This window comes from Nocardia sp. PLKS1-43 (assembly GCF_059510335.1).
The window spans coordinates 913,453-933,204 of the sequence record NZ_JCAJZQ010000001.1 but is presented as its reverse complement, the minus strand read 5'-3'; the positions used below and the strand labels follow the sequence as shown (position 1 = coordinate 933,204).

Below are 19,752 nucleotides of genomic sequence, written 5' to 3'. Positions count from 1 at the left end.
TCCGCGAAAGGTTCGGCCGACAGCCGAATCGCCCGATGATTTCCGAAACACCCGGCCGGGGTATAACCCGACCGGCAGGACTCATCGAGGAATGCGCCGCGGCGGGATCAGCGCGCGCGGTCGAGCACGAAGGTGCGCACGACAAGATCGAACGAACCTTCCTCATCGTCCCGCGAGTCGCGCTGGTACAGCAGCGACCGCCTGGAGCCGAACACCGGGTCGTTGTCGAGATAGGGGTCGTCATCACGGAACAGCATCGTGGTGACGGTCGAGAATCCAGGTGCGGCGATCCGGATGTGAATATGACCAGGGCGCATCACCGGCCGTCGGGTGGCCCGCATCAGCTCGCCGACGGGCCCGTCGTCGGGAATCGGGTAGGGGGCGGGCGTAATGCTTCGGACCGTGACGGTCCCGTCCTCGCCGGTACGGAACAGCCCGCGCATCGCCGGGGCGTCCAGCCCGGATATTTCGGAGTCGTAGTGGCCCTCGCCGTCGGCGTGCCAGACATCGAATTCGGCCCCGGCCACCGGCGCCCCTGCTACGTCGACCACAGCCGCGTGTAACAGCAACGGCGTGCCGGGCAGCCCGTTGGAGATGTCGTCCCCGTCGCCGAACTCGGACCGGTCCTCCCGGAAGAACGGGCCCTGGACGCTGTTCTCGGTCGCGCTCGAGTCGCGCCGGTGGTTGACCGCGTCGACGAGCATCGTCACTCCGAGCACATCGGAGAGCAGGATGAATTCCTGTCGCTGCTCGTCACACTTCTGTCCGGTCCGAGTCAGGAAGTCGATCGCAGAGGCCCATTCGGCCTCTGTGGGCTCCACCTCGCGGATGAAGTCGTGCAGATGCCGCACCATACTGCTGAGCACGGTCTTGATTCGCTGGTCGGGCGTGTCCGCGATCGTCCGCAGCACTGCCTCGGTGATGGTCTTCTCGTCCAGGTCCAGCATCGTCGCCTCCTCGCATTCAAGCCCGGAAGTTAGCCGGACGGGCGTGAACCCCGGCGAAATCGGCTGTGAACGCGGATTCACCCGAGGGACTCGGGCTCGTCTCACCCCGTTGCCGGGAATCGTCGCCACCGGCGCATGGAGGCGCCGCTGATCGGAGAGGAAATGACCTGTGCTGCGAACGGGTAAGCAATATTTGGAGGCGCTCGACGACGGCCGCGTCGTGTGGGTCGGGGACGAGCTGGTCGAGAACGTCGCCACCCACACGAAGACGCGTGACTACGCCCAGCGCATCGCGGACTTCTACGACCTGCACCACCGCCCCGACCTGCAGGACGCCGTGACCTTCGTCGACGACGACGGCGAGCGCCGTTCGATGATGTGGTTCCGTCACACCGACAAGGATCAGCTGCGACGCAAGCGCGGTTATCTGGAGACGGTGATCCGCGAACTCGACGGCGGGGCGGTGCCCCGGACGCCGGACGTGAACAACTACGTGTTGCTCACCTACAAGGACGATCCGGTGCCGTGGAGCGAGCAGTCGCAGGGCACAGGCGGGCGTGACCTGACCCCCGGGATCCTGGATTTCTGGGACGAGATGGTCGCCGGTGACCTGAACGCCGCACCGGCGTTCGTCGACCCGCAGGCGGACCGGTCCCGCGAGTCGGCACAGGCGGAATCCCCCGCGCTGCGGGTCGTCGAGACCCGCGAGGACGGCATCGTGGTGCGCGGCGTGAAAGCCATCGCGACGGGCGCGGCATTCGCCGACTACATCCACATCGGGGTGTTCTTCCGGCCGGGCATCCCCAGCGAGCAGATCATCTTCGGCGCTGTCCGCACGAACACCCCCGGTGTCACCCTGGTCTGCCGGGAGAGCACCGTGAAGGACGGAGAGTACGAGGAACATCCGCTGGCCGCCAGAGGCGATGAACTGGACACCGTGATCCTGTTCGACGACGTGTTCATCCCCTGGAACCGGGTCTTCCACATCGGCAACCCGAGGCACGCCTCGCTCTACCCCCAACGCGTCTTCGACTGGCTGCACTACCAGGCGCTCGTGCGCCAGACGGTGCGCGCCGAGGTGATGGTCGGCCTGTCCCTGCTGATCACCGAGCACATCGGCACCTATCAACTGCCGCCGGTGAAAGCCCGGCTGGCCCGGCTCGTGGGCTTCCACCAGACGCTGCGCGCCCACATGCTCGCCGCCGAAGACGACGGGTTCCACACACCGGGCGGCCTGTACAAGCCGAGCGTGCTGCTGTTCGACTTCGGCCGCGCGTTCTATCTGGAAAACGTGCCGCGGATGGTCAACGAGCTCGTCGATCTGGCCGGGCGCTCTTCGCTGATCTTCCCGACCGAGGTCCAGTGGAACCAGCCGCAGTTGCGCAGGTGGCTCGAGCCGTTGCAGACGGGTCCGGTCGGGCGGCCGCACGACCGGCTCAAGATCAGCCGCGTCATCAGGGACCTGTATCTCTCCGACTGGGGCGACCGGATCACCGTGTTCGAGAACTTCAACGGAACCCCGCTGCTGGCGGTCCAGATGCTGACGATGCAGCGGGCCGAGATGGCCCCCGAGGGGCCGATGACCGACCTCGCCCGGAAGATCACCGGCATCGGCCGGCCCGGCGATGACGCGGAGACGAAAACGGAGTACACCGAGCAGGCCGGCTATGCACGCCGACAGGACGCACGTAACAACTGACTCGAGGGGTCAGGGCCCTGTCCGGTGGTCTACCACCGGACAGGCCCCTGGCACATCGCTGAGCCGGAAACAAGCACCACCGGGCCGAGCGAATACGCCCCGCATTCGCTCGGCGATGTCACCAACGCAACGCGGTCGCCGACGACCCCACCACGGGCGTGGCCTCACCCACGGGCCCGGGCCGCCGGGCGGCGACCAGACCGACCGCGGCCGCGCGGGTAACGGCGCCGGCGCGATCGTGGGCGCCCAATTTGCGGAACACCGACCGCACGTGAGTTCTCACGGTGTTGTGCGAAACGTTCAGCTCGGCGGCGATCTCGCGCAGGGTCAGCGGCCCTGACAGGGCACGCAGCACTGTGCGTTCACGGTCGGACAGTGCGGTCGGACGCAAATCCGGAATCGCATCCGCCCGTCGCTCCTCGAACAATGCGGCGAGCACCGGACCGCACGGCACGCCGGCGAGGGCGGCGCGGGCCTGCGCGCGGGCCTGCCGTACCCGTCGAGCGTCCCCATGGGCCTGAGCGGCCCGAGCGAGCAGGAGCGAGGCGAACGCCTCCGCATGCGGAGTGGGCGGTTCCAGCGGTTCCAAGGCTCCTCCGTTGTACGGAACCATCCCGGGGCCCGCGCCCGACGCGGCGGCCAGGTATGCGTAGGCGACGACAGGGGCCACGCACCGCGTCGGGTCGAGCTCACGCATGGCCACAACCTCCCTCGCCGACGCGAGCGCCGCTGTGGGTTCGCCCGTCAGGAGCAGGCCCGCGGTGCGTGCGTCCAGTGCCCGCACCGCGACGTCCCGGTAGCCGATCTCATCCGCTTCCCGAGCTGTCGCGGCGAGTTGCTCGACCGCGTCGGCTGCCTGGTCCTGCCATACTCCGACCGTGCCGAGCGCGGCGTCGGCCATGACCAGCCACCAGTGCCGAATTGCCCGCGGCTCTCGTGTTCCAGCCGCTCGCGTGGCGTCGTGCCGCGCTGTGGCGAGGTCGCCGCTCTGCAGAGCCAGCCATGCCCGGACCGCCAGCGCCGGGCGGTCGGCCGCTCCGGCCAGCCGGGCCGCCCCACGGGCTGCAGTCCCGCAGGCCAGTTCGGCGGCTGCGGCGATCGCGTCAGCGTCCGCGGCGTCGGCGGCGCCGTGCGACTCGTCGAGTCGTGCAAGCAGGGTCCGAGGATGCGCCGCGGGCCACGAGTCCAGTACCGCCCGCATCGCAACGTCGTACAGCCCGGCCGCGCGGGCATGCTCGTACACTGCGTCCATATCGCCTTCCCGCCGCCGCCGTTCCGCTGCGCGCGCGTGCAGAAGCGCCATGGTGCCCGGCGCCTCCACCGACAGCACCGACTGCAGCACGAGCCGTAGCACTGGATGAGGGCGCATGCCGGAACCTGTCCGCCGCAGCAGCAGCGACGAGGCAGCCAGCGCAGCCAGCGTCTCGCCGGCAGCGGACACACCCGTCACCTCCACGCAACAGTCGGTTGCCAGGTCCGTCAGCACACTGCTGTAAAGGAGCAGTCGGCGTTCGCGTGAGGTGACGCGTTCGAGCACTTCCGCGCGGAAGTAGTCCTCGACCGATGGAAGGGGATATCGCAGGGGGCCGGCGGTCGGCTGATTCCGCAGCGCGATGCCGGCCAGCCGTATACCTGTCGCCCAGCCGTCGTAGTCGCGCCGCAGAGCTGCCGCCACAGCGGGATCGATCGGCCTGCCGACCGTGCTGGCGAGCAGTTGCCGCGTCTCCGCCTCGTCCAGCCGGAGGTCGTCTTCGTCGAACTCGGCCAGGCGCCCGGCAGCACGCAGAGCGGCGACGGGACCGCTGGCCGGGCGAGCCGTCGCCAGCACGACCCGAATGGTGTCCGGGGCCCGGCGCACGAACTCGTCCAATGAGGCTCTGGTCACCGGATGGTCGACGACGTCCAACCCGTCGAGCACGAGTACGACCGGACGGGCCGAACTCAGCGCATTGAGCAGTTCGGGGACGATCTCGCCGTACAGGGTCGTTTCGTCGTCGAGCAGTACCGCCGGAGGCGCCGGCACATCGGCGCAGTAGGGCCGCACCGATTCCAGTACCGCGGACCACACACCCGCCGGGGAGTCGTCATGGCTGCTCAGGCTCACCCAGGCGCACCGGTCGGGGTCGACCCATTGCGCCAGCAGCACGGTTTTCCCGGCGCCGCGGGGCGCGGCCACCAGAATCACTGGTTCGCGGGCCGCGTCCAGCCGGGCCAGCAACCGCACGCGGCGCACGTCGTCCGGATGCGGTGCGGGTGGGCGCAGCCGAGTGCGGACGACGATGGCCGAGTTCGTTCCGGGCACGGTCACATCGCCGACGCGAAGTGCCAGTCCCCTGCTCGACTGGCGTGGGTGTGGGTGACCGGGTCGTGCAGTTTGCCGAACGTGCGCGCGAAATACACCAGCGGGTTCGCCCCCGGGATGTGGTCGCACACGAGCACGTCACCGATGACGATCGTGTGGTCGCCACCCGGCAACGCGTCCCCGACCGAGCAGATGAAGTGCGCGATCGCGTCGGTGAGCACGGGGATCTCGCTGTCGCCGCGCAGCGTGACGCCCGCGAACTTGTCCATCCGGCGGGTGGCGAAGTGCTTCGCGAGGTGCTCGTGGCCCTCGCCGAGGACGTTGACGGCGAAATATCCGGACTCGACGATCGCCTTGCAGGTCGGGAGGTGCGAGCCGATGCACACGAGCAACTGCAGCGGATCCATCGACAGCGATGCCACTGCGCTCGCGGTCATGCCGACCGGCCCGTCCGCCCCGCGGGTGGTGATCACGGCGACGCCCGTGCTGAACCGGGAGATGGCCTGACGGAAGCTAGGGCCCAGGGCCGCGGGATCGGCCGGCACGGGAACGGGTTTCGGGCTGTCCATTGTTACCTCCAAGTGGAGCGCGCCGATGTTGTCGGATCTGCACCCACCGTGCCATCGTGGCCGTTATACCCCGGGAAATCAGCGCCTCACGCCCGCAGCCGGGTCACCAGCCGATGCACTTCCGCCGACGGCGGAACAGCCAGCTCGCGCATGGTCGCCACGTAACGCTGGTACAGCGCCAGCACGTGGTCGTCGTTGCCGCTGGCCTGGGCGAGGGTCAGCCGTAGCAGCCAGGCCTGCTCCCGGTAGGGATCCAGGCGCAGCACCGTGTCGACGTGGGCCACCGCCTCCCGGTACCGGCCGAGCCGGAACGCGACCCTGGCCAGGTCCAACCGCGCCCGCAGGATCCGCTCGTCGACTTCGGCACGCCGGGCCAGCACCCATTCACCGCACAGGCCACGCAGGTAGCTGCCCCGCTCGGCCCGCAGCAGCGCCGAGGTCAGGGTGTCCATCCTGACCTCACCGTCTTGATGGTCGGCCTGCGCAAATGCCGCCAAGACCTCGGCCGCGGTACTGCCCGCGAGCGCGGGCTCCGGCAGGCAGATCCGGTCGCCTCGCAGCACGGGTGAGAGGTCCTCCGGCAATACCTCACGCAGGCGGTACAGCGCCTGCCGCAGGTAGCTACGCGCAGCCGCTTCGCTACTCGAGTCGAACAACGCGTCGAGCAACTCCTGTCGACGCGCCTCGTGTTCGGGAGTGGCCAGCAGATATGCGAGCAGTTCGACGCTCTTGCGCAGCCGCGGCGTCACGATGTCGCCGTCCACATACAGCTCGGGCTCACCGAAATCCTCGAGTATCAACCGCCGGGTCCGGCCCGCGGCCGTGATCCGGCGGCCATCCGCGAGTGACGCGGTCAGCTCATGCCAGCGGGAGAGCCGGTTCGATTCGGTGTCCGCGCCGCGCACCGCCACCGCCGGCACGTCCGAGAGCGCGCTGAGCAGCAGATGGACCGAATTCCGCTCCTCGGCCACGGTGACCGCCAGTGCCGCGGACTCGTCGGAGCCGTCTTCGTCGCCGAGCCGCCAGAGGGCTTCGGCCAGGTAGCAGGCGGCCGTAGGGAACTCGAGCAACCGGTCGGCACGACGCATGCTCTGCACGCTCTGTTGAAGCACGTCACGCGCTTCGGCGTCGCGGTGGTGGAATAGAAAGGCGAGTCCCCGCCACAGCCAGGCCAGTTCGCGGGTGAAGGCGTGCCTGGTGGCTCCACTGGCTTCTGCTTCGTCCAGCATGCGATGCGCCGCTTCCGGATCGTGGTGCAGGCGCAGGCATATCTTCGCCTCCATCAACTGCAGCAGAACCCGATATATCTCGGACCCGGTCGTCACCACGAGCTCACGGCCGCGCTGCAACGCCTGCCACGCGTCCTCCGCGCGGCCAAGATCGATCATGAGCTCTGCGGCATCGAGCGAGTGCAGCCACAGTTGCTGCGGTTCATCGCGGTGCGCCTCGTAGCGGGCCATCGCCTCTTCGATCCGCCCGGTCGCGCGCAGCCCGGCGATGACCCACGGGGCACCGAGAACACCGCGCCACGGATCGTCACTGCCCGGGGCTTCCAGACCGGCCAGCCTCCCGCGAGTGAAGGCCAGCCGCATGAGCAGCCCATCCAACGGTCCCGATGGGGTCGTCGCGAACGCCGGGAACGCGGGCGGCGGCTCGTCCCGGCTGAGGGCGATCATGGTGAACGCGATGTCGCGGGTCCGGCCCGCCGGCAGCAGGTCGGCAACCTGCTCGGCATCCGCCGTGCGGCCGGCGTGCCACAGGCACCACGTCAGCAGCACCAAAGCCTCGCCCGAATCATCCTCCTGATCGCCGCCCGCCAGTTCGGCGATCCAGTCGCGGCCGTACCGCGTGAACAGCTCCACGCCGCGTGTGGTGTGTTCCAGGGCGAAGGCGACCCGCAGGACAATTCCGCCGATGCGCGGGCTGAGGGAGCGTTCCGACGCCTGCAGGTCGTCGAGCCATCGCGCGGCAGGCCCGAAGTCCATCCGCTCGATCAGGTGCGGAAGCAGCTCGGCCGCGAGCGCCCATGCCTCGTCCACCGCGCCGATGCCGAGGAGGGCGTGCACCGCCTCTTCCCGTTCGCCGCGGCGCACCAGCAGCCGGGCGTGCCGCAGCCGTAGCTGCCTCAGCTCATCGGGATCCTGCTGGGTCAGCAGTTCCTGAAGATGATCGCGCAGTTGGGGGCTGACGATCAGAGTCCTGCCGTCGGGCCACGCGACGGGCAGGTACCGGCGCCGCAACGATGCCATGATCCGGGGCGCGTCCTCGAGCTCGAGCGCGGCAGCGCCGTCGATCGTCACCTCATCCAACATGCTGGTGCACACCAGGAACCGCCGCTCCTGTTCGGACAGCCCGGATAAAACATGCATGGTGAGATAGTCGCGGAGCCGGTGGGGCGCGTCGGTGGCCGCGCCGTCGGCGAACAGCACTCCCGCAACCCAGCCCCCCGTGACGCGGATCGCGTCTGCCGCATCAGAGGTCGGCCGCCCGGATTGACGCATGGCCTCCGCGGCCTCGTTCAGGTCGAAGTCCAGGTCCGGCCCGGTGAGTTCGGCGACGCGGTCCAGTTCTCCGGTCGATCCGGTGTCCAGCGGCAACGCGGTCCGGGAGATGAGGATGATCCTGACGTCCGCGGGCGCGTAGCGGGCCAGGGCGGACAGAGCGGTCATGGCCTGCTCGCTGCCGGCGACCCGCTCGGCGTTGTCGCAGACGAGGACCAGCCCGGTACCGTGCAGGCTTTCCGCGAGCAGGCCCGCCGCCTCCCCGATCAGGATGCCGGCGGCCAGCGCGTCGGTCGCCGCGCCGCTCGCCTCGGGCGCGTGCGGCGCGACCGCCGCCTCGACATAGAGCAGCAGCCGCCCGGCCGCCGATTCGGTGCCGTCCAGCGACAGCCATGCCACCGGCCGGTCGAGGTCCCCCAGCGCCATCGCGACGGCGGTGGTCTTGCCCGATCCCGCGGCGGCGTAGACGGTGAGCACATTCGCCTGCCGGAACAGCGCGTGGATCCGGTCGGTCACCCGATCCCGCTGGACCAGGCGGTCCCCGAGCAGGGGCGGCGCGAGCTTCCTGCGGATGATGGCGCGCGAAGCCGGTGCCGGGGATGCGCCGGCATCTGAGGGTGCCATGGAACGCACCTCCCATCCTGCTCGTGCCCAGCCTTGCGGCTGCCTGCACTGCAACCATGCCCTCGCGCCGCCCGGATGCAACCTGCGATTTCGCCTGAATTAACAGCCCGAAATCGTCAGATGGAGCGCACGAAAGACAATTCGGCCGATCGCGTGGTCGACCATCACCCAGGCTCGATGTAACCATCGTCGCACACGGTCAGCTGCGTCGTTTCGCTGCCGACGGTCCCGCCATATCGGCTCGGGCACGGGGACCGCGAACCCGCACCCGATCACCAGATAGCCGCCCACAACGCGGGCGGGCAGCGTTCGCGGACAGCCGAGCAGCCTGTTCGACGTCATCCCCGGCGACGAGTTGCCTGACTTGTGAGGGAGACACCACGCCGCCTTCGATCGTCATCGGTGGCGCCACAGTCGTGACGGACCGCGGATCGTCCCGCAAGGTCCGTGTCTGGCCGAGACCACGCGCGCCGAAGTCGGGCCTCAGGTTCGGCGCGCGAAATGTGAACGGCCCCGTTAAGCCGACTTGCTGACCACCGCCTGAGTTGGTTGGAGTGGAAGCACCGTTCCGGCGCGACCGCCAGGAACCAGCCGAAGGAGACACGAATGGTGTCGGGCACCGAACCGACTGAGCACACGGCGTCGTCGTCCCGAGCCGATCGAGAAATCGGGCACGCCGCCGTGGGAAGCGACACGACAGCCACCACAGCGTTCGAGTATGTGGGCTTGCCGTACCGGATCCTCTTCGGCCGAGGACGGCTGGGTGAGGTCGCCGCCGAGGTGGCAAGGCTCGGGCGCGCCCGAGTGCTTCTGCTGGCCAGTCCGGACATCGCCGAGCCGGGCGACCGGGTCGAGAAACTGCTCGGCCCGCTGTGCGTCGCCCGCTACGGTGGTGCCGCCATGCATACCCCGGTCGCCGTGACCGAAGAGGCGCTGGAACGGCTGCGCACGCACAACGCGGACTGCGTCGTTGCGATCGGCGGCGGCTCGACGACCGGACTCTCGAAGGCACTCGCCGCGCGGACCGGCGTCGACCAGATCATCCTCCCGACCACCTACGCCGGCTCCGAGGTGACCCCGGTGCTCGGCGAGACCGCCGACGGGAAGAAGACCACTCGCTCGTCGCCGTCGATCCTGCCCGAAACTGTGATTTACGATGTGGAGCTCTCCAGCGGGCTGCCCGTGCCGATGGCCGTCACAAGCGCCGTCAACGCGCTCGCACACGCGGTGGAGGCGTTGTATTCGACGCAGGCCAACCCGATCGTCGATGGCTGGGCACTCGGCGCGATCTCGGACATCGGCAAGGGCCTTCGCCGGCTCACCGGCGAGCCCGCCGACCTCGAGGTGCGTTCAGCCCTGCTCCGCGGCGCCTGGCTGGCCGGCAGCTGCCTGGCTTCGGTGGGCATGGCGCTGCACCACAAGCTCTGCCACGTGCTGGGCGGGAGTTTCGGCCTGCCGCATGCCGCGACGCACACCGTCATGCTCCCCCACGTGCTGGCCTACAACGCTCCGGCCACGCCGGACGCGATGCGGCGGACCGCCGAAGCGCTGGGCGTCCCCGACGCGCCGACCGGGGTGTTCGACCTCATCGAACAAGCGGACGGGCCGACGAGCCTGCGCGAACTCGGCATCGACGCCGATGACCTCGGCGAAGCGGCGGACCTGGCGACAGCATCGCCGTATCCCAACCCCGAGCCGCTGACCCGAGACGGGATTCTGGCCGTGCTCACCGATGCCTGGCACGGTGTTCGACCGGCCACGGGAACGCCACGCGTTTGATCCGCACACCGCAGCACACGCACAAGACCTGCGGCGGCATCCCGACAGGACTGACGCGCGGCGGCCAGCAGCATTTGCCGGACTGTCGTCTGGGATAGAGTGCAGGTCGTTTATCGGCGGGCCCGAACCACGGCATCGATGCTGAGCCGGCCAGGACATCATCCGCAGCGCTTTCGAGCTGATGCGGGACGACGGTGCTGAGAAGGACGGCTGACGACGAGTCCGCGGAACGGAACCACAGCGGCCCAGGACATGATCAACGCCGACCAGCGCCGCAGTCGCGAAGCTGGTCGACGCCTGCGTAGCCAAAGGCACCATCGCCGCCGGCACGACCCCGCGGACATCATCATGCTGATGAGCTTCCTGTGGCGCGTGGCGAACAACGAGGACGGCGTAGCGCAGGGACGGCGCCTGATCGCCACAGTGTTCTCCGGCCTGCAGCATTCCGACAGCCTGGCACAAAAGATGCGGTAGTGGGAGTCATGGCCACGCATGTGGTCTACCGCTCGGTGCTGCAATCCGCGATCGACCTCACGTGTAATCCGAAAGGGCACGGAGGCGTCTACCGGATCGGGAGACCTCACGAGCGATCCTCATCGGATCGACCACTATAAGTATTTGGCAGACCTTCCGGAAGTCCATGCCGGCGCGGTCGAACTACGTGATGTCCGCACCGACCCGGTCCATGGTTCCCTCGATCTCGAACACCACACAGTGTTGCCGGTACAGCCTCACCGACAGCGATAGGCGCGGCCGCCGCAGCAGCAGCCGACCAGGCGCACGATCCGATGCTGATCTTTTTCGCCGGGCACGGGGTGCTGCGCCGACGGCGCGAGAATTACATCTGGCTGTGGCCGACCCGCACCCCAGCCGCCCTGGATTATGTAGCCCAGCCCATTACGGCAAACCGCATGTCGTAGGTTGGGCGGGCTTCCGCATGGTTGCCTGTAAGCACGGTGGGTCCCCGAACCACAAGAGAGCGGGTACGGGTTTCGAAGTCCTGACCTGCGCCTAATGCGACTTCGGATAGCCGAATCTCGCTTCGAGCGTCAATGTCCCCACGAAAACCGTTGTTCAGCATCGGTCCCATCCTACGGAGCGAGCCCGCCTCCGGCCTCAGGGCCCTGACGAACCACGAACACATCCGGCTTGCGAGCCTCCAGCACCACCTCCACTGGCAGCACCACCCGTCACCGGCAAATGATCAACCCGACACCCCGGTCAACCGGTTACAGCATCACCTTCTCGGACACGGCACCAGGACTCCTGGGTTTCAGAGCCGGGTGTAGTTCGCTTGGTCATCGTCGAACGCGGTCAGGATCTGCGGCGTCAGGGTCAGGCGAGTATTGGCCACGGCCGTCAGATAGTCCGCGAGGCGGGCGGCTTCATTCGTTTTCTCGCGTATCGCGCGTTCGAACGCCGACTGCGCCCCTGAGCGGGCGGCGTACTCGATGTCCGCGGGCGTGAAGTGATCGGTAGCCCGCACCAACTGGTCCAGGTCGAGAGTGTCGGCAGCCGGGCCCAGGTACCGCTGCCAGATCGCTTTGCGCGCGGGCTCGTCGGGCGGGCCGATCGGTATCACGTAGTCGAAGCGGCCCGGCCGCAGGAACGCCGTATCCAGCGAGCGAACCGAGTTGGTGGCGCAGATCAGCAGGCGGCTGTAGTCCTCACGGAAGACCGGTATCAGCTTGAGCAGCTCGTTCGTCACACCATGGGCCGGACTGGTCGCCTTGCCGTCGCGGGCACCGGCAATCTCCTCCACCTCATCGATGAACAACAGCACCTCGTCGAGTTCGGCCAGCTCCGCGAACACCTCACGCAGCGCTGCCGCGAGGCCGCCACCCGCCGTCGTGGCCAGTCGAGCGGGAAACAACTCCACGAACGGCCACCCGAGCCGTGAAGCGACGGCTTTCGCGAAGCTGGTCTTACCGGTGCCGGGCGGCCCGAACAGGACGACGCTCTTGGGTGGCCGAACCCGATAACGCTCAGCGACATCGGGATTCGCCAACGGCAGCACGATCCGTCGCTCGATGATCTCCTTTTCCCGGTCCATTCCCCCCATCGACTGCCACAGCCCAGGCGGCAACAGACGCCCACCCAATTCGGTCAGCAAACCGGCCTGCGCCGGCGCCAACGGCTCGACCAGTTCGTAATAGACCAAACCGGCTCTGCGCTGGTATCCGGAATTCTCGAACGCGACCGATCCGGTGGCTCCCTCGGGAACCAGCGTGCAGATCCGCCGCACGCCACCCGCGCGCAGCCGCCGCTCAAGTTCGGTCAGCAACGCACTGCCGATACCGCGACGCCGCCACTGCGCGCCCAACGCCACCAACAGCACCCACGCACGCTCACCCTGAATCTGCGCGACCGCCATACCAACGATCTCCTCGCCGACCTCGGCCACCACCGCCGGCTGCCCCGCCCGCGCGGACGCGAGCACCTCCGCCAACGCGAATACCGGCTCATCCCCACCGGCCGCACGGCTCTGCTCCCAGATCTGAATCGCCTGATCCAGATCAGCGTCACGAAATTCGCGCAGTCGCCATACCGGCATACAAACCTCGAACGGCCATCGAAGAGTAATCGCACCGAACCGCTTCCCCCAGTAAACACCCACACGGCATTTCAGTATGGGGCGCACCGGGGGGCGGTCGGAACAGAAGCGCCGCTGGGTGTGGTCGGTGCGACCGAGTGAGTTGGGTGCCCGTCTACCGGCTCAGCAACGGGAGAACCTGGTGCTCGACCTCGACGCCCGTAGTCGTGCCCAGGCTCACGGGGCGGTAGGCATTCTCGTGAAGCTCGCCATACCCGGCAAGACTCGACGAGCGAAGCGACTCGGCCCAGACCTTGTCCAAAAGCCGAGCCACTTCATAGATCGCACAATGCCCTCGATGCCGTGATCGGCGGCAGGTCGACGCGGAAAGTGTTGTTATACATGCCGTCCGAGAGTTCGACCGCGGAAACGATGCGGGTGCCAGCCCCGAAGACCCGGGCCGCCATCGCCTGCAGTTGTTGCTCGGTTGGCGGCTGCTCGAACGCGTCCACACTCCGTTGGATCGGCCGACGACATCACCGCGGCCGCCGCGCAGGCACTCGACGCACTGCAGCGCTACCTGGACCGCTGTGATTACTGTGCTGTGCGCTCCGCTGATTATGCGGACCCCCAGCACAATCAATGCGCTCAGCAGTAAGCGCTGAGTGAATTCGCGAGAGCGTCGACGGCTGTGTCGGTGCACGCGCGAGCCAGCAGCGGCGCCACCGCGCTGGCGAACACGCTGCCCAGCAACAGCTCGTGCACTATGTACGGCAGATTGTCACTGCTGGAATGATTTAGCTACTCACTCGGTAGGCGGTGGGGTCGTAACTCGAGCACCATAGCGGTGAACATTCGTTGGTTGTGGAAGGTATCGCACCCAGGGCTGTGGCACGGGATCGGAAGCACATCCGGATCGAAAGGTCGCGGGCCGGATGTTCCACCGAAACCTTTAGCGTTCAGGGTATTCGGACGAGGCCGCGACGCGCCTGGATGTTGCGCTCGCCCCCGTCGCACCGTCCCGCGGTGCGGCCTTGATGGACAACCATTGATTGTGGAGCTGAGACGGCCGGTTGTTTGCCCGACGGGACCGGCATCGGCTTTGATCACCTCCCATGGCATGGGGAACGAGCTTGCTGCGGGCGGTTGTGCGGGGCCGGCGCTGGGCCGGGAATTCCGGTATCTGTGGGCCGCGTATGCGGCCAGCGCTTACGGATCCGGGTTCGGGCTCGGGGCATTTTCGATCGTCGCCGTACTCGCGATGCACGCGGGACCGGCGGCGGTGTCGGCCCTGTCGGCGGCCGGGCTGGCCGTGGGTGTGGTGCTGGCGGTGCCGCTGGGCCCCTGGGTGGAGGCGCGTCGCAAGCGGCCGGTGATGATCGCGATGGACGTGGGCCGCTTCGCCGCGATGCTGAGCATCCCGGCCGCCTACCTCCTGGGAATCCTGACCTATACCCAGGTGCTGCTCGTGGTGGTGCTGGTGGCCACCGCCAAGATCGCCTTCAACGCGGCCAGCGGCGCCTACCTGAAAACGCTTGTGCTCGCGCAGAATCTGATCGTCGCCACCGGGCGGTTCGAGGCAACCACCTGGACCTCGGTGATCATCGGTCCGCCGCTCGGCGGCGCGGCGATCGGGATCTTCGGCCCGGTCGTCACCATGGCGGTCGACGCGATCAGCTATCTGCTCTCCGCGCTGGGCATCTCCGCGATCGGCAGAGGTGAAGCATACCCCGGCAATCCGGCCACGCCGGGCATGCGCGTCGCTGATCTGCTCGACGGCTGGCGGCACATCCTGTCTCATCCGTCGCTGCGACCGCTGCTGTTCAACACGAATCTGTGCAACGGACTCATCATGGCCGGCGAGCCGCTGATAGCCGTGCTCATGCTCCGCCAACTCGGCTTCGCGCCATGGCAGTACAGCCTGGCCTTCGCCGCACCGTGCGTCGGCGGACTGATCGGCGCCCGCAGCGCGGCCCCGCTCACGCAGCGGTTCGGGCAGCACAGGGTCATGATCGCCTCCGGCATGCTGCGCGCGTTCTGGATAATCGGCCTGGCCTTCGTCCCTCACGGCGTCCCCGGCCTCGCACTCGTCATCGCCGTGCAGTTCGGACTTGTCACCAGCTGCGGTGTCTTCAATCCGATCTTCGCCGCCTATCGCCTCGAACAAACCCCCAAGGAACTCGCCGCACGCACGCTGTCCTGCCTCCTGGATCCGCCAGCTCCGCAACCGAACTCACACCGAGCCGACACACGAGCCCATGCACACAACGCAATCGCCGCGACCCTGCGGCCATTGGAACGCTCCGACGGGGTGATCCTGCCCGCCACCTGCCTGTGCTACACCGCACATATCCGATGACACAGACCCAGCCTCCACCCCGATCGAAAGATCAAATCCTTCCGGTGGCCTTGCCCGATGCGGAGCCGTCCTCGCGGTCGCGGTATCCGTCCAAGCGCGCCAACCTGCCAGCACCGAAGAGTCGTGGGTGGGACCGTCCGGCTCAGTCCCACCAGAATGTCCACGCGTCGGCACCGATGAGGCCCTTCGCGTATGCCGTCACCGTATACGGTGGTGCGCCTTGCCAGACATTGTCCGGGCAGAAGGCAAAATGCTCACACGCCACCGCGAGCGCATCCACTTCGTTGTCGGGCGGCGCAGCCACACTCAGATGCAGCTCGCTGCCCCCGACACCGACCACGCGAGCACCGAAGCGCTGCTGCCAGTTCGCCACAACGGCCGCGAACTTACCGGTGTCGTTGTCGTAGTTGACCGGTCCCTGCCAGCCCACGGCCGACAGGGCATGAGCACCGCTGTCTGCGGCTACCAAGCCCAGCCGCGCATGCGGATGATGCTGGAGAAAGCTGTCGGCAATCCTGTCTGCGACCACCGCCGACAGGACAGCCGTCGGCCTGATCTCAACGGGCGGAAAGGCATCGGGGTCTCGCACCGGCGCCCGCGTGATGCCAGCGGCCGCAGACTTTCCCGCATACCGCTCCCACCAACCCACAAGTAGATCGGCCGCAGCGTGGATGTCCGGCGAGGTCACACCGTGCGGATAGAGTTCGCCGCTCCCCCAGGGACGGAACTCGTCAGACGCCGAGATACGGTCATCCGAGTCGAGCAACAGCGGCCACACCCCCGTTGTCGCGTGTGCAGCGCGCAAGCCGGCCCAGACCCCGGCAAGCGGCGGCACGCTGCTCATCCACAACGGATGGTTCTCAGCCGCACCCTCCTCCGCAGCGATGAGGCGACCAGCTGGAAGTTCAACAGGAAGGCGTGCGAGATGGTCGGGATCCACGGCGCGAATATAGTCTGGTGACCCCGAAAAGGAGGCCGCCACCGGTTCGTCACTGCTGGGCGGGCCTCGAGCCGGCGGCAAGCGGGGCCGAGAGGTGCTCAGCCGTGCGGTCGGCATTCACTCGGGGAACCTGCGGAACCCTGACCACCTCAGTTGTTGGTGTTGTCGTTGTCGAGCATCTGCTGGTAGTCGGTGATTCCGGAGGCGCCCCGGAGAATGGGGTGAGCACCGGGCCCGCAGTCACAGACCATGATTTCGGTGGAATTCGGGCCGATTCGTTCGGTGTGGTACCACTCGACTTGCAGATTGGTGCACAGCACCGAGTAGTTCATCGTGCCGGCACCCAGGTCGGGTTGGTACAGGTCACTCGGAGCTGGCTGCCGACCGGCACCGAGCCACAGTCGACCGACCCGATCGGTGACGCTTGTGCCGCAACGGAATCCGTGAGGGCGATACATCCCAGAGCCGCGCCGGCCGGTACGGTGATTGCGGCGATCCTGCGTACAGCGGGCCTCCGACTGCAGATACGAACCGTCGGCAAGCTCGGTGACCACCGGCAGAACCATATGAGAACGAATGCGCCTCGTCACACCGTAGGTCACTGTGCAACTATCGGCTGCCTGATCCGTACAAACGGAACCCACTCGTCCGACAGGGCGACGAGCCAAGCCGACACCCCGTTTGCAGGTCCTGCGGGGACGTAGACCGAGTGCTCGGCACGCCCGCGATGTCATTCGACACCATCGAGTAGATGCCGAGGTGCGGCCTGCCGCCACGAGTCGAGAACGATGACTTCCAGCTCGTCTTGGTCGTCGATGGCCGCCAGGCGCACTCGAACCCACGCATTGCTCGCCTCGTGCGCGGCGATCCAGAATTTATCCGGCTCGGCGGCCACCAGTTCGTCACGGTCGATGATCGGGCAGCGGACCGCCGCCGACGTTTCGGCCTCCGGGAGAGTGAGAAATAGTTTACCGGCCACCCGGAAAGTCGGCATACCCCACGCGAACTGCTCAGAGGTCTCGGACAACGACAAAGCAAAAGCGCGGACATCGTCCCCAGCAGCACTCATGCACCGAATCTTTCCAGATCGGACACAGGCCGCGCAGAACCTCGACCACCACCCGACTACTTCCTCGCCGCCTCAATGGGATCCGGCACAACAAGACCCAACGAAACATCCTATGCTGGCCGATTCCGACTGTTCGATATGAGTCGGCATCGGGCGGGCCGGACCGGGAAATCGGCCTCACGTCCGGCCCGAAACGAGGCGTCCGCCCCACGAACCCGCTGACGATCATCAGGTCCTCATTGGCTCGAGATCGTTTCGTGGTAAGTCTTGCCGCGGCTCAAACCCAAGGCCTTGGCGATAGGCCGCCGGGTCAGCGCGGTGGCGATCAGGTCGCCGATGCGCGGTGACACGGCCTCCCCGAGCAGCAGCATATTAGCCGTTCGTGGCAACACGACCCGCTGTTTCCCGCGTCGGACCGCGGTCACCACAGCTCGCGCGACATCCTCGGCCGGCAATGGAGTCATGTGCCGGAACGGGGGAGGCATCTCGGTTTCCGTGGCCTCGCGCAGCAGGTCGGTGGCTGTGAGGGCGGGATAGATCACCGAGACACGGATACCGCCGTCGGCCACCTCTTGGCGAAGGCTGTCCGAGAACGCGGAGACCGCGTGCATGACGATCGCGTACGAGCCGAATCGGGCGAATGCTTTGCGTCCCATCACCGACGACATGTTGACGATCGCGCCCGACCTTTGTTGCCGAAATATCGGTAGTACGCGTTGCGTCACGTCGATCATTCCGAAAAGGCTCGCTCTCAGCGTTTGCTGGACGTCGTCGGCAAATGCCGTCGAGTCGACCGTGCCGACCTTGCCGATTCCCGCGTTGTTCACCAGCACGTCGATTCGTCCGAATCGCGTGATCGCGGCATCGACCAGGGCCTCCACGGCGTCGTGATCGGTCACGTCGGTCGGTATCGACACCGCCACGGAACCGAGTTCGCGCACTTCGTTCTCCACCTGAGCGAGGTGTTCGGCCGAGCGGGCCGCAAGCACCAGCCGCGCCCCTTGCCGGGCGAACGCCAGCGCGACTGCCCTGCCGATTCCTCGCGACGCACCCGTCACCAGAACCACCTTGTCTGCGAAGTAAGTCTCCATACTCGCCTCCCTGTGATGTATATACAACAATTGATGAGCAGAAGTGGTGGCCGCCCCTGTTTATGCCTAGCGACCGGGCGGATATCCAATGTTGGTCGCGATCGTCTGGATCGCACTCGCGCCGGTCGCCCCGAGAAGCTGTATGGCCTGCTGCTGAGCCTGCCGCCACTGAGGCATCACGGACTCGATCTTGTCTCGGCCGGCACGGGTGAGTACCACCTCCCGTACCCCTTTTGCGTCCGACGACACGGCCTCGATCCAGCCGTGGTTCAGCAGCAAATTCACATTCCGGCTGACCGTGGACCTCTCCAACTGCAGCACCTCGCCCAGCTTCGAAGGTGGGCACGGACCAACCTTACCCAGCGCGGCCAACAGGTTGACCTGGGCGATCGTCACATCGTGACCACCGAGGGCGCCGTCATAGAGGCTCGTGAGAGCCCGGCCGATCAGCCGGACTCGCACCGCCAGGCAGTCGGTCACGATCTCCTCGATCGAGGAACTACTCATGCCAATAAGTGTTGTATATACATCAAAGTTTGTCAACGGCTCGAGCCGGACGGATGACACCCCAGACTCGTCCCGACCCGGGCCGGCGACCAACAGATGCCCCGCCTCATCGACCCTGTCCCCAGACAGGCCACGCCGACGCATCGAGACTCCCTGACGACGCAAAATCTCCGGCACCCGGACCGGCCCCGCCAGGACCAAATCATCACCAGCACAACCAGAAACAGCCGTCAATACCACCGATCCAACCACCAGCGGCCGACGGCTGCGCGTAAACGCAGCGACCTCATCAGGCGCAGACACACCGGTTCTACACCAGTCACCCACTAGCGGCTATCAGCCACACGCTAGGAATGTTGCCGCAACAACAGTTATGGTTGTCGCAGCAACATATAGGAGGACCGTGATGTACTCGTTCACCGTAGAAGCCGTGATAGCAGGCGATATCCACCGGATCTGGGCGGTGGCCACGGACGTCGCACGTTGGGCCGAATGGGATCCACACGAGGAGAAGGCACGCATGGACGGGCCGTTTGCCGCGGGAACCAAGGGGTGGGTGAAGCCCAAGGGAGCACCTGCGGGTCCTTTCACGATCGTCGCGGTCGAGCCCGGACGGTCGTGGACCAGCGAGGCGGGCATCCCGTTCGGTAAGTTGCGGGGCCGGCGCACCTACGAGTCGCTCGGCGACGGCACCGTGCGGGTAACGGAAACCGTGGAGGTCCACGGTCCGATGGGACCGTTATTCAAACTCATCTGGGAAAAAGGAATGCGCGCGGATATGCCACGCACCTTTGCGGCCCTCGCGGCGGAAGCGGCACAGCGTGGCTGAGCG

At 67.1% G+C, this 19,752-nt stretch carries 16 protein-coding genes; 5 read left to right on the top strand and 11 right to left on the bottom strand.

Annotation, left to right across the window (positions count from 1 at the left end; translation table 11 throughout):
- Nucleotides 1-107: 107 nt before the first annotated feature.
- The gene (locus AC5WS7_RS04475; protein ID WP_495953019.1) at nucleotides 108-947 is read right to left on the bottom strand and encodes a dioxygenase; all 840 of its coding nucleotides are present in this window, start codon (nucleotides 945-947) and stop codon (nucleotides 108-110) included.
- Nucleotides 948-1,116: 169 nt separating this feature from the next.
- Here AC5WS7_RS04475 and AC5WS7_RS04470 point away from each other — a divergent pair, with 169 nt between their 5' ends.
- Nucleotides 1,117-2,646 carry a 4-hydroxyphenylacetate 3-hydroxylase family protein gene (locus AC5WS7_RS04470; protein WP_495953018.1) on the top strand — a complete coding sequence of 510 codons (1,530 nt, stop codon included), beginning with the start codon at nucleotides 1,117-1,119 and terminating at the stop codon, nucleotides 2,644-2,646.
- A gap of 118 nt (nucleotides 2,647-2,764) precedes the next feature.
- Here AC5WS7_RS04470 and AC5WS7_RS04465 read toward each other — a convergent pair whose 3' ends face one another.
- From AC5WS7_RS04465 to AC5WS7_RS04455, 3 genes are all read right to left on the bottom strand, one after another.
- Nucleotides 2,765-4,954 (bottom strand): helix-turn-helix transcriptional regulator, encoded by a 2,190-nt coding sequence (locus AC5WS7_RS04465; protein ID WP_495953017.1) that lies wholly within the window; start codon nucleotides 4,952-4,954, stop codon nucleotides 2,765-2,767.
- Nucleotides 4,951-5,517, bottom strand: coding sequence for a flavin reductase family protein (locus AC5WS7_RS04460; protein ID WP_495953016.1), 567 nt, complete (start codon nucleotides 5,515-5,517; stop codon nucleotides 4,951-4,953). Before AC5WS7_RS04460 ends, AC5WS7_RS04465 begins: the two co-directional genes overlap by 4 nt.
- 86 nt (nucleotides 5,518-5,603) lie before the next feature.
- Nucleotides 5,604-8,642 (bottom strand): ATP-binding protein, encoded by a 3,039-nt coding sequence (locus AC5WS7_RS04455; protein WP_495953015.1) that lies wholly within the window; start codon nucleotides 8,640-8,642, stop codon nucleotides 5,604-5,606.
- A 726-nt stretch (nucleotides 8,643-9,368) separates the two neighbouring features.
- Between AC5WS7_RS04455 and AC5WS7_RS04450 the strand changes: the two genes are divergently transcribed.
- Both AC5WS7_RS04450 and AC5WS7_RS04445 read left to right on the top strand, forming a co-directional pair.
- Entirely contained in the window at nucleotides 9,369-10,421 is a 1,053-nt protein-coding gene (locus tag AC5WS7_RS04450) for a maleylacetate reductase (RefSeq protein WP_495953014.1), read from the top strand.
- A 252-nt stretch (nucleotides 10,422-10,673) separates the two neighbouring features.
- Nucleotides 10,674-10,895: a hypothetical protein gene (locus tag AC5WS7_RS04445; RefSeq protein WP_495953013.1), complete on the top strand. Its 222-nt coding sequence runs from the start codon at nucleotides 10,674-10,676 to the stop codon at nucleotides 10,893-10,895.
- A gap of 799 nt (nucleotides 10,896-11,694) precedes the next feature.
- Here AC5WS7_RS04445 and AC5WS7_RS04440 read toward each other — a convergent pair.
- Nucleotides 11,695-12,975 carry an ATP-binding protein gene (locus AC5WS7_RS04440; protein ID WP_495953012.1) on the bottom strand — a complete coding sequence of 427 codons (1,281 nt, stop codon included), beginning with the start codon at nucleotides 12,973-12,975 and terminating at the stop codon, nucleotides 11,695-11,697.
- 314 nt (nucleotides 12,976-13,289) lie between these two features.
- Complete coding sequence (locus AC5WS7_RS04435) at nucleotides 13,290-13,466, bottom strand: hypothetical protein (RefSeq protein ID WP_495953011.1); 177 nt, start codon at nucleotides 13,464-13,466, stop codon at nucleotides 13,290-13,292.
- A 608-nt stretch (nucleotides 13,467-14,074) separates the two neighbouring features.
- Here AC5WS7_RS04435 and AC5WS7_RS04430 point away from each other — a divergent pair.
- The gene (locus AC5WS7_RS04430) at nucleotides 14,075-15,313 is read left to right on the top strand and encodes an MFS transporter (protein WP_495953010.1); all 1,239 of its coding nucleotides are present in this window, start codon (nucleotides 14,075-14,077) and stop codon (nucleotides 15,311-15,313) included.
- Nucleotides 15,314-15,455: 142 nt separating this feature from the next.
- Here AC5WS7_RS04430 and AC5WS7_RS04425 read toward each other — a convergent pair whose 3' ends face one another.
- The 5 genes from AC5WS7_RS04425 to AC5WS7_RS04405 all read right to left on the bottom strand — a co-directional run bounded on the left by AC5WS7_RS04425 (nucleotide 15,456) and on the right by AC5WS7_RS04405 (nucleotide 19,223).
- Nucleotides 15,456-16,253: a DUF4253 domain-containing protein gene (locus AC5WS7_RS04425; protein ID WP_495953009.1), complete on the bottom strand. Its 798-nt coding sequence runs from the start codon at nucleotides 16,251-16,253 to the stop codon at nucleotides 15,456-15,458.
- A gap of 149 nt (nucleotides 16,254-16,402) precedes the next feature.
- A complete protein-coding gene (locus AC5WS7_RS04420; RefSeq protein WP_495953008.1) occupies nucleotides 16,403-16,585 on the bottom strand; it encodes a hypothetical protein in 183 nt (60 codons plus the stop codon).
- Nucleotides 16,586-16,983: 398 nt separating this feature from the next.
- A complete protein-coding gene (locus AC5WS7_RS04415; RefSeq protein WP_495953007.1) occupies nucleotides 16,984-17,280 on the bottom strand; it encodes an MmcQ/YjbR family DNA-binding protein in 297 nt (98 codons plus the stop codon).
- Between the two features lie 278 nt (nucleotides 17,281-17,558).
- Nucleotides 17,559-18,413, bottom strand: a complete 855-nt coding sequence (locus AC5WS7_RS04410) for an SDR family NAD(P)-dependent oxidoreductase (RefSeq protein WP_495953006.1) — start codon at nucleotides 18,411-18,413, stop codon at nucleotides 17,559-17,561.
- A gap of 66 nt (nucleotides 18,414-18,479) precedes the next feature.
- Nucleotides 18,480-19,223, bottom strand: coding sequence for a MarR family winged helix-turn-helix transcriptional regulator (locus AC5WS7_RS04405; RefSeq protein ID WP_495953005.1), 744 nt, complete (start codon nucleotides 19,221-19,223; stop codon nucleotides 18,480-18,482).
- A 103-nt stretch (nucleotides 19,224-19,326) separates the two neighbouring features.
- On the opposite strand from AC5WS7_RS04405, the gene AC5WS7_RS04400 reads away from it, so the two are divergent.
- Nucleotides 19,327-19,749: an SRPBCC family protein gene (locus tag AC5WS7_RS04400; RefSeq protein ID WP_495953004.1), complete on the top strand. Its 423-nt coding sequence runs from the start codon at nucleotides 19,327-19,329 to the stop codon at nucleotides 19,747-19,749.
- Nucleotides 19,750-19,752: the final 3 nt, after the last annotated feature.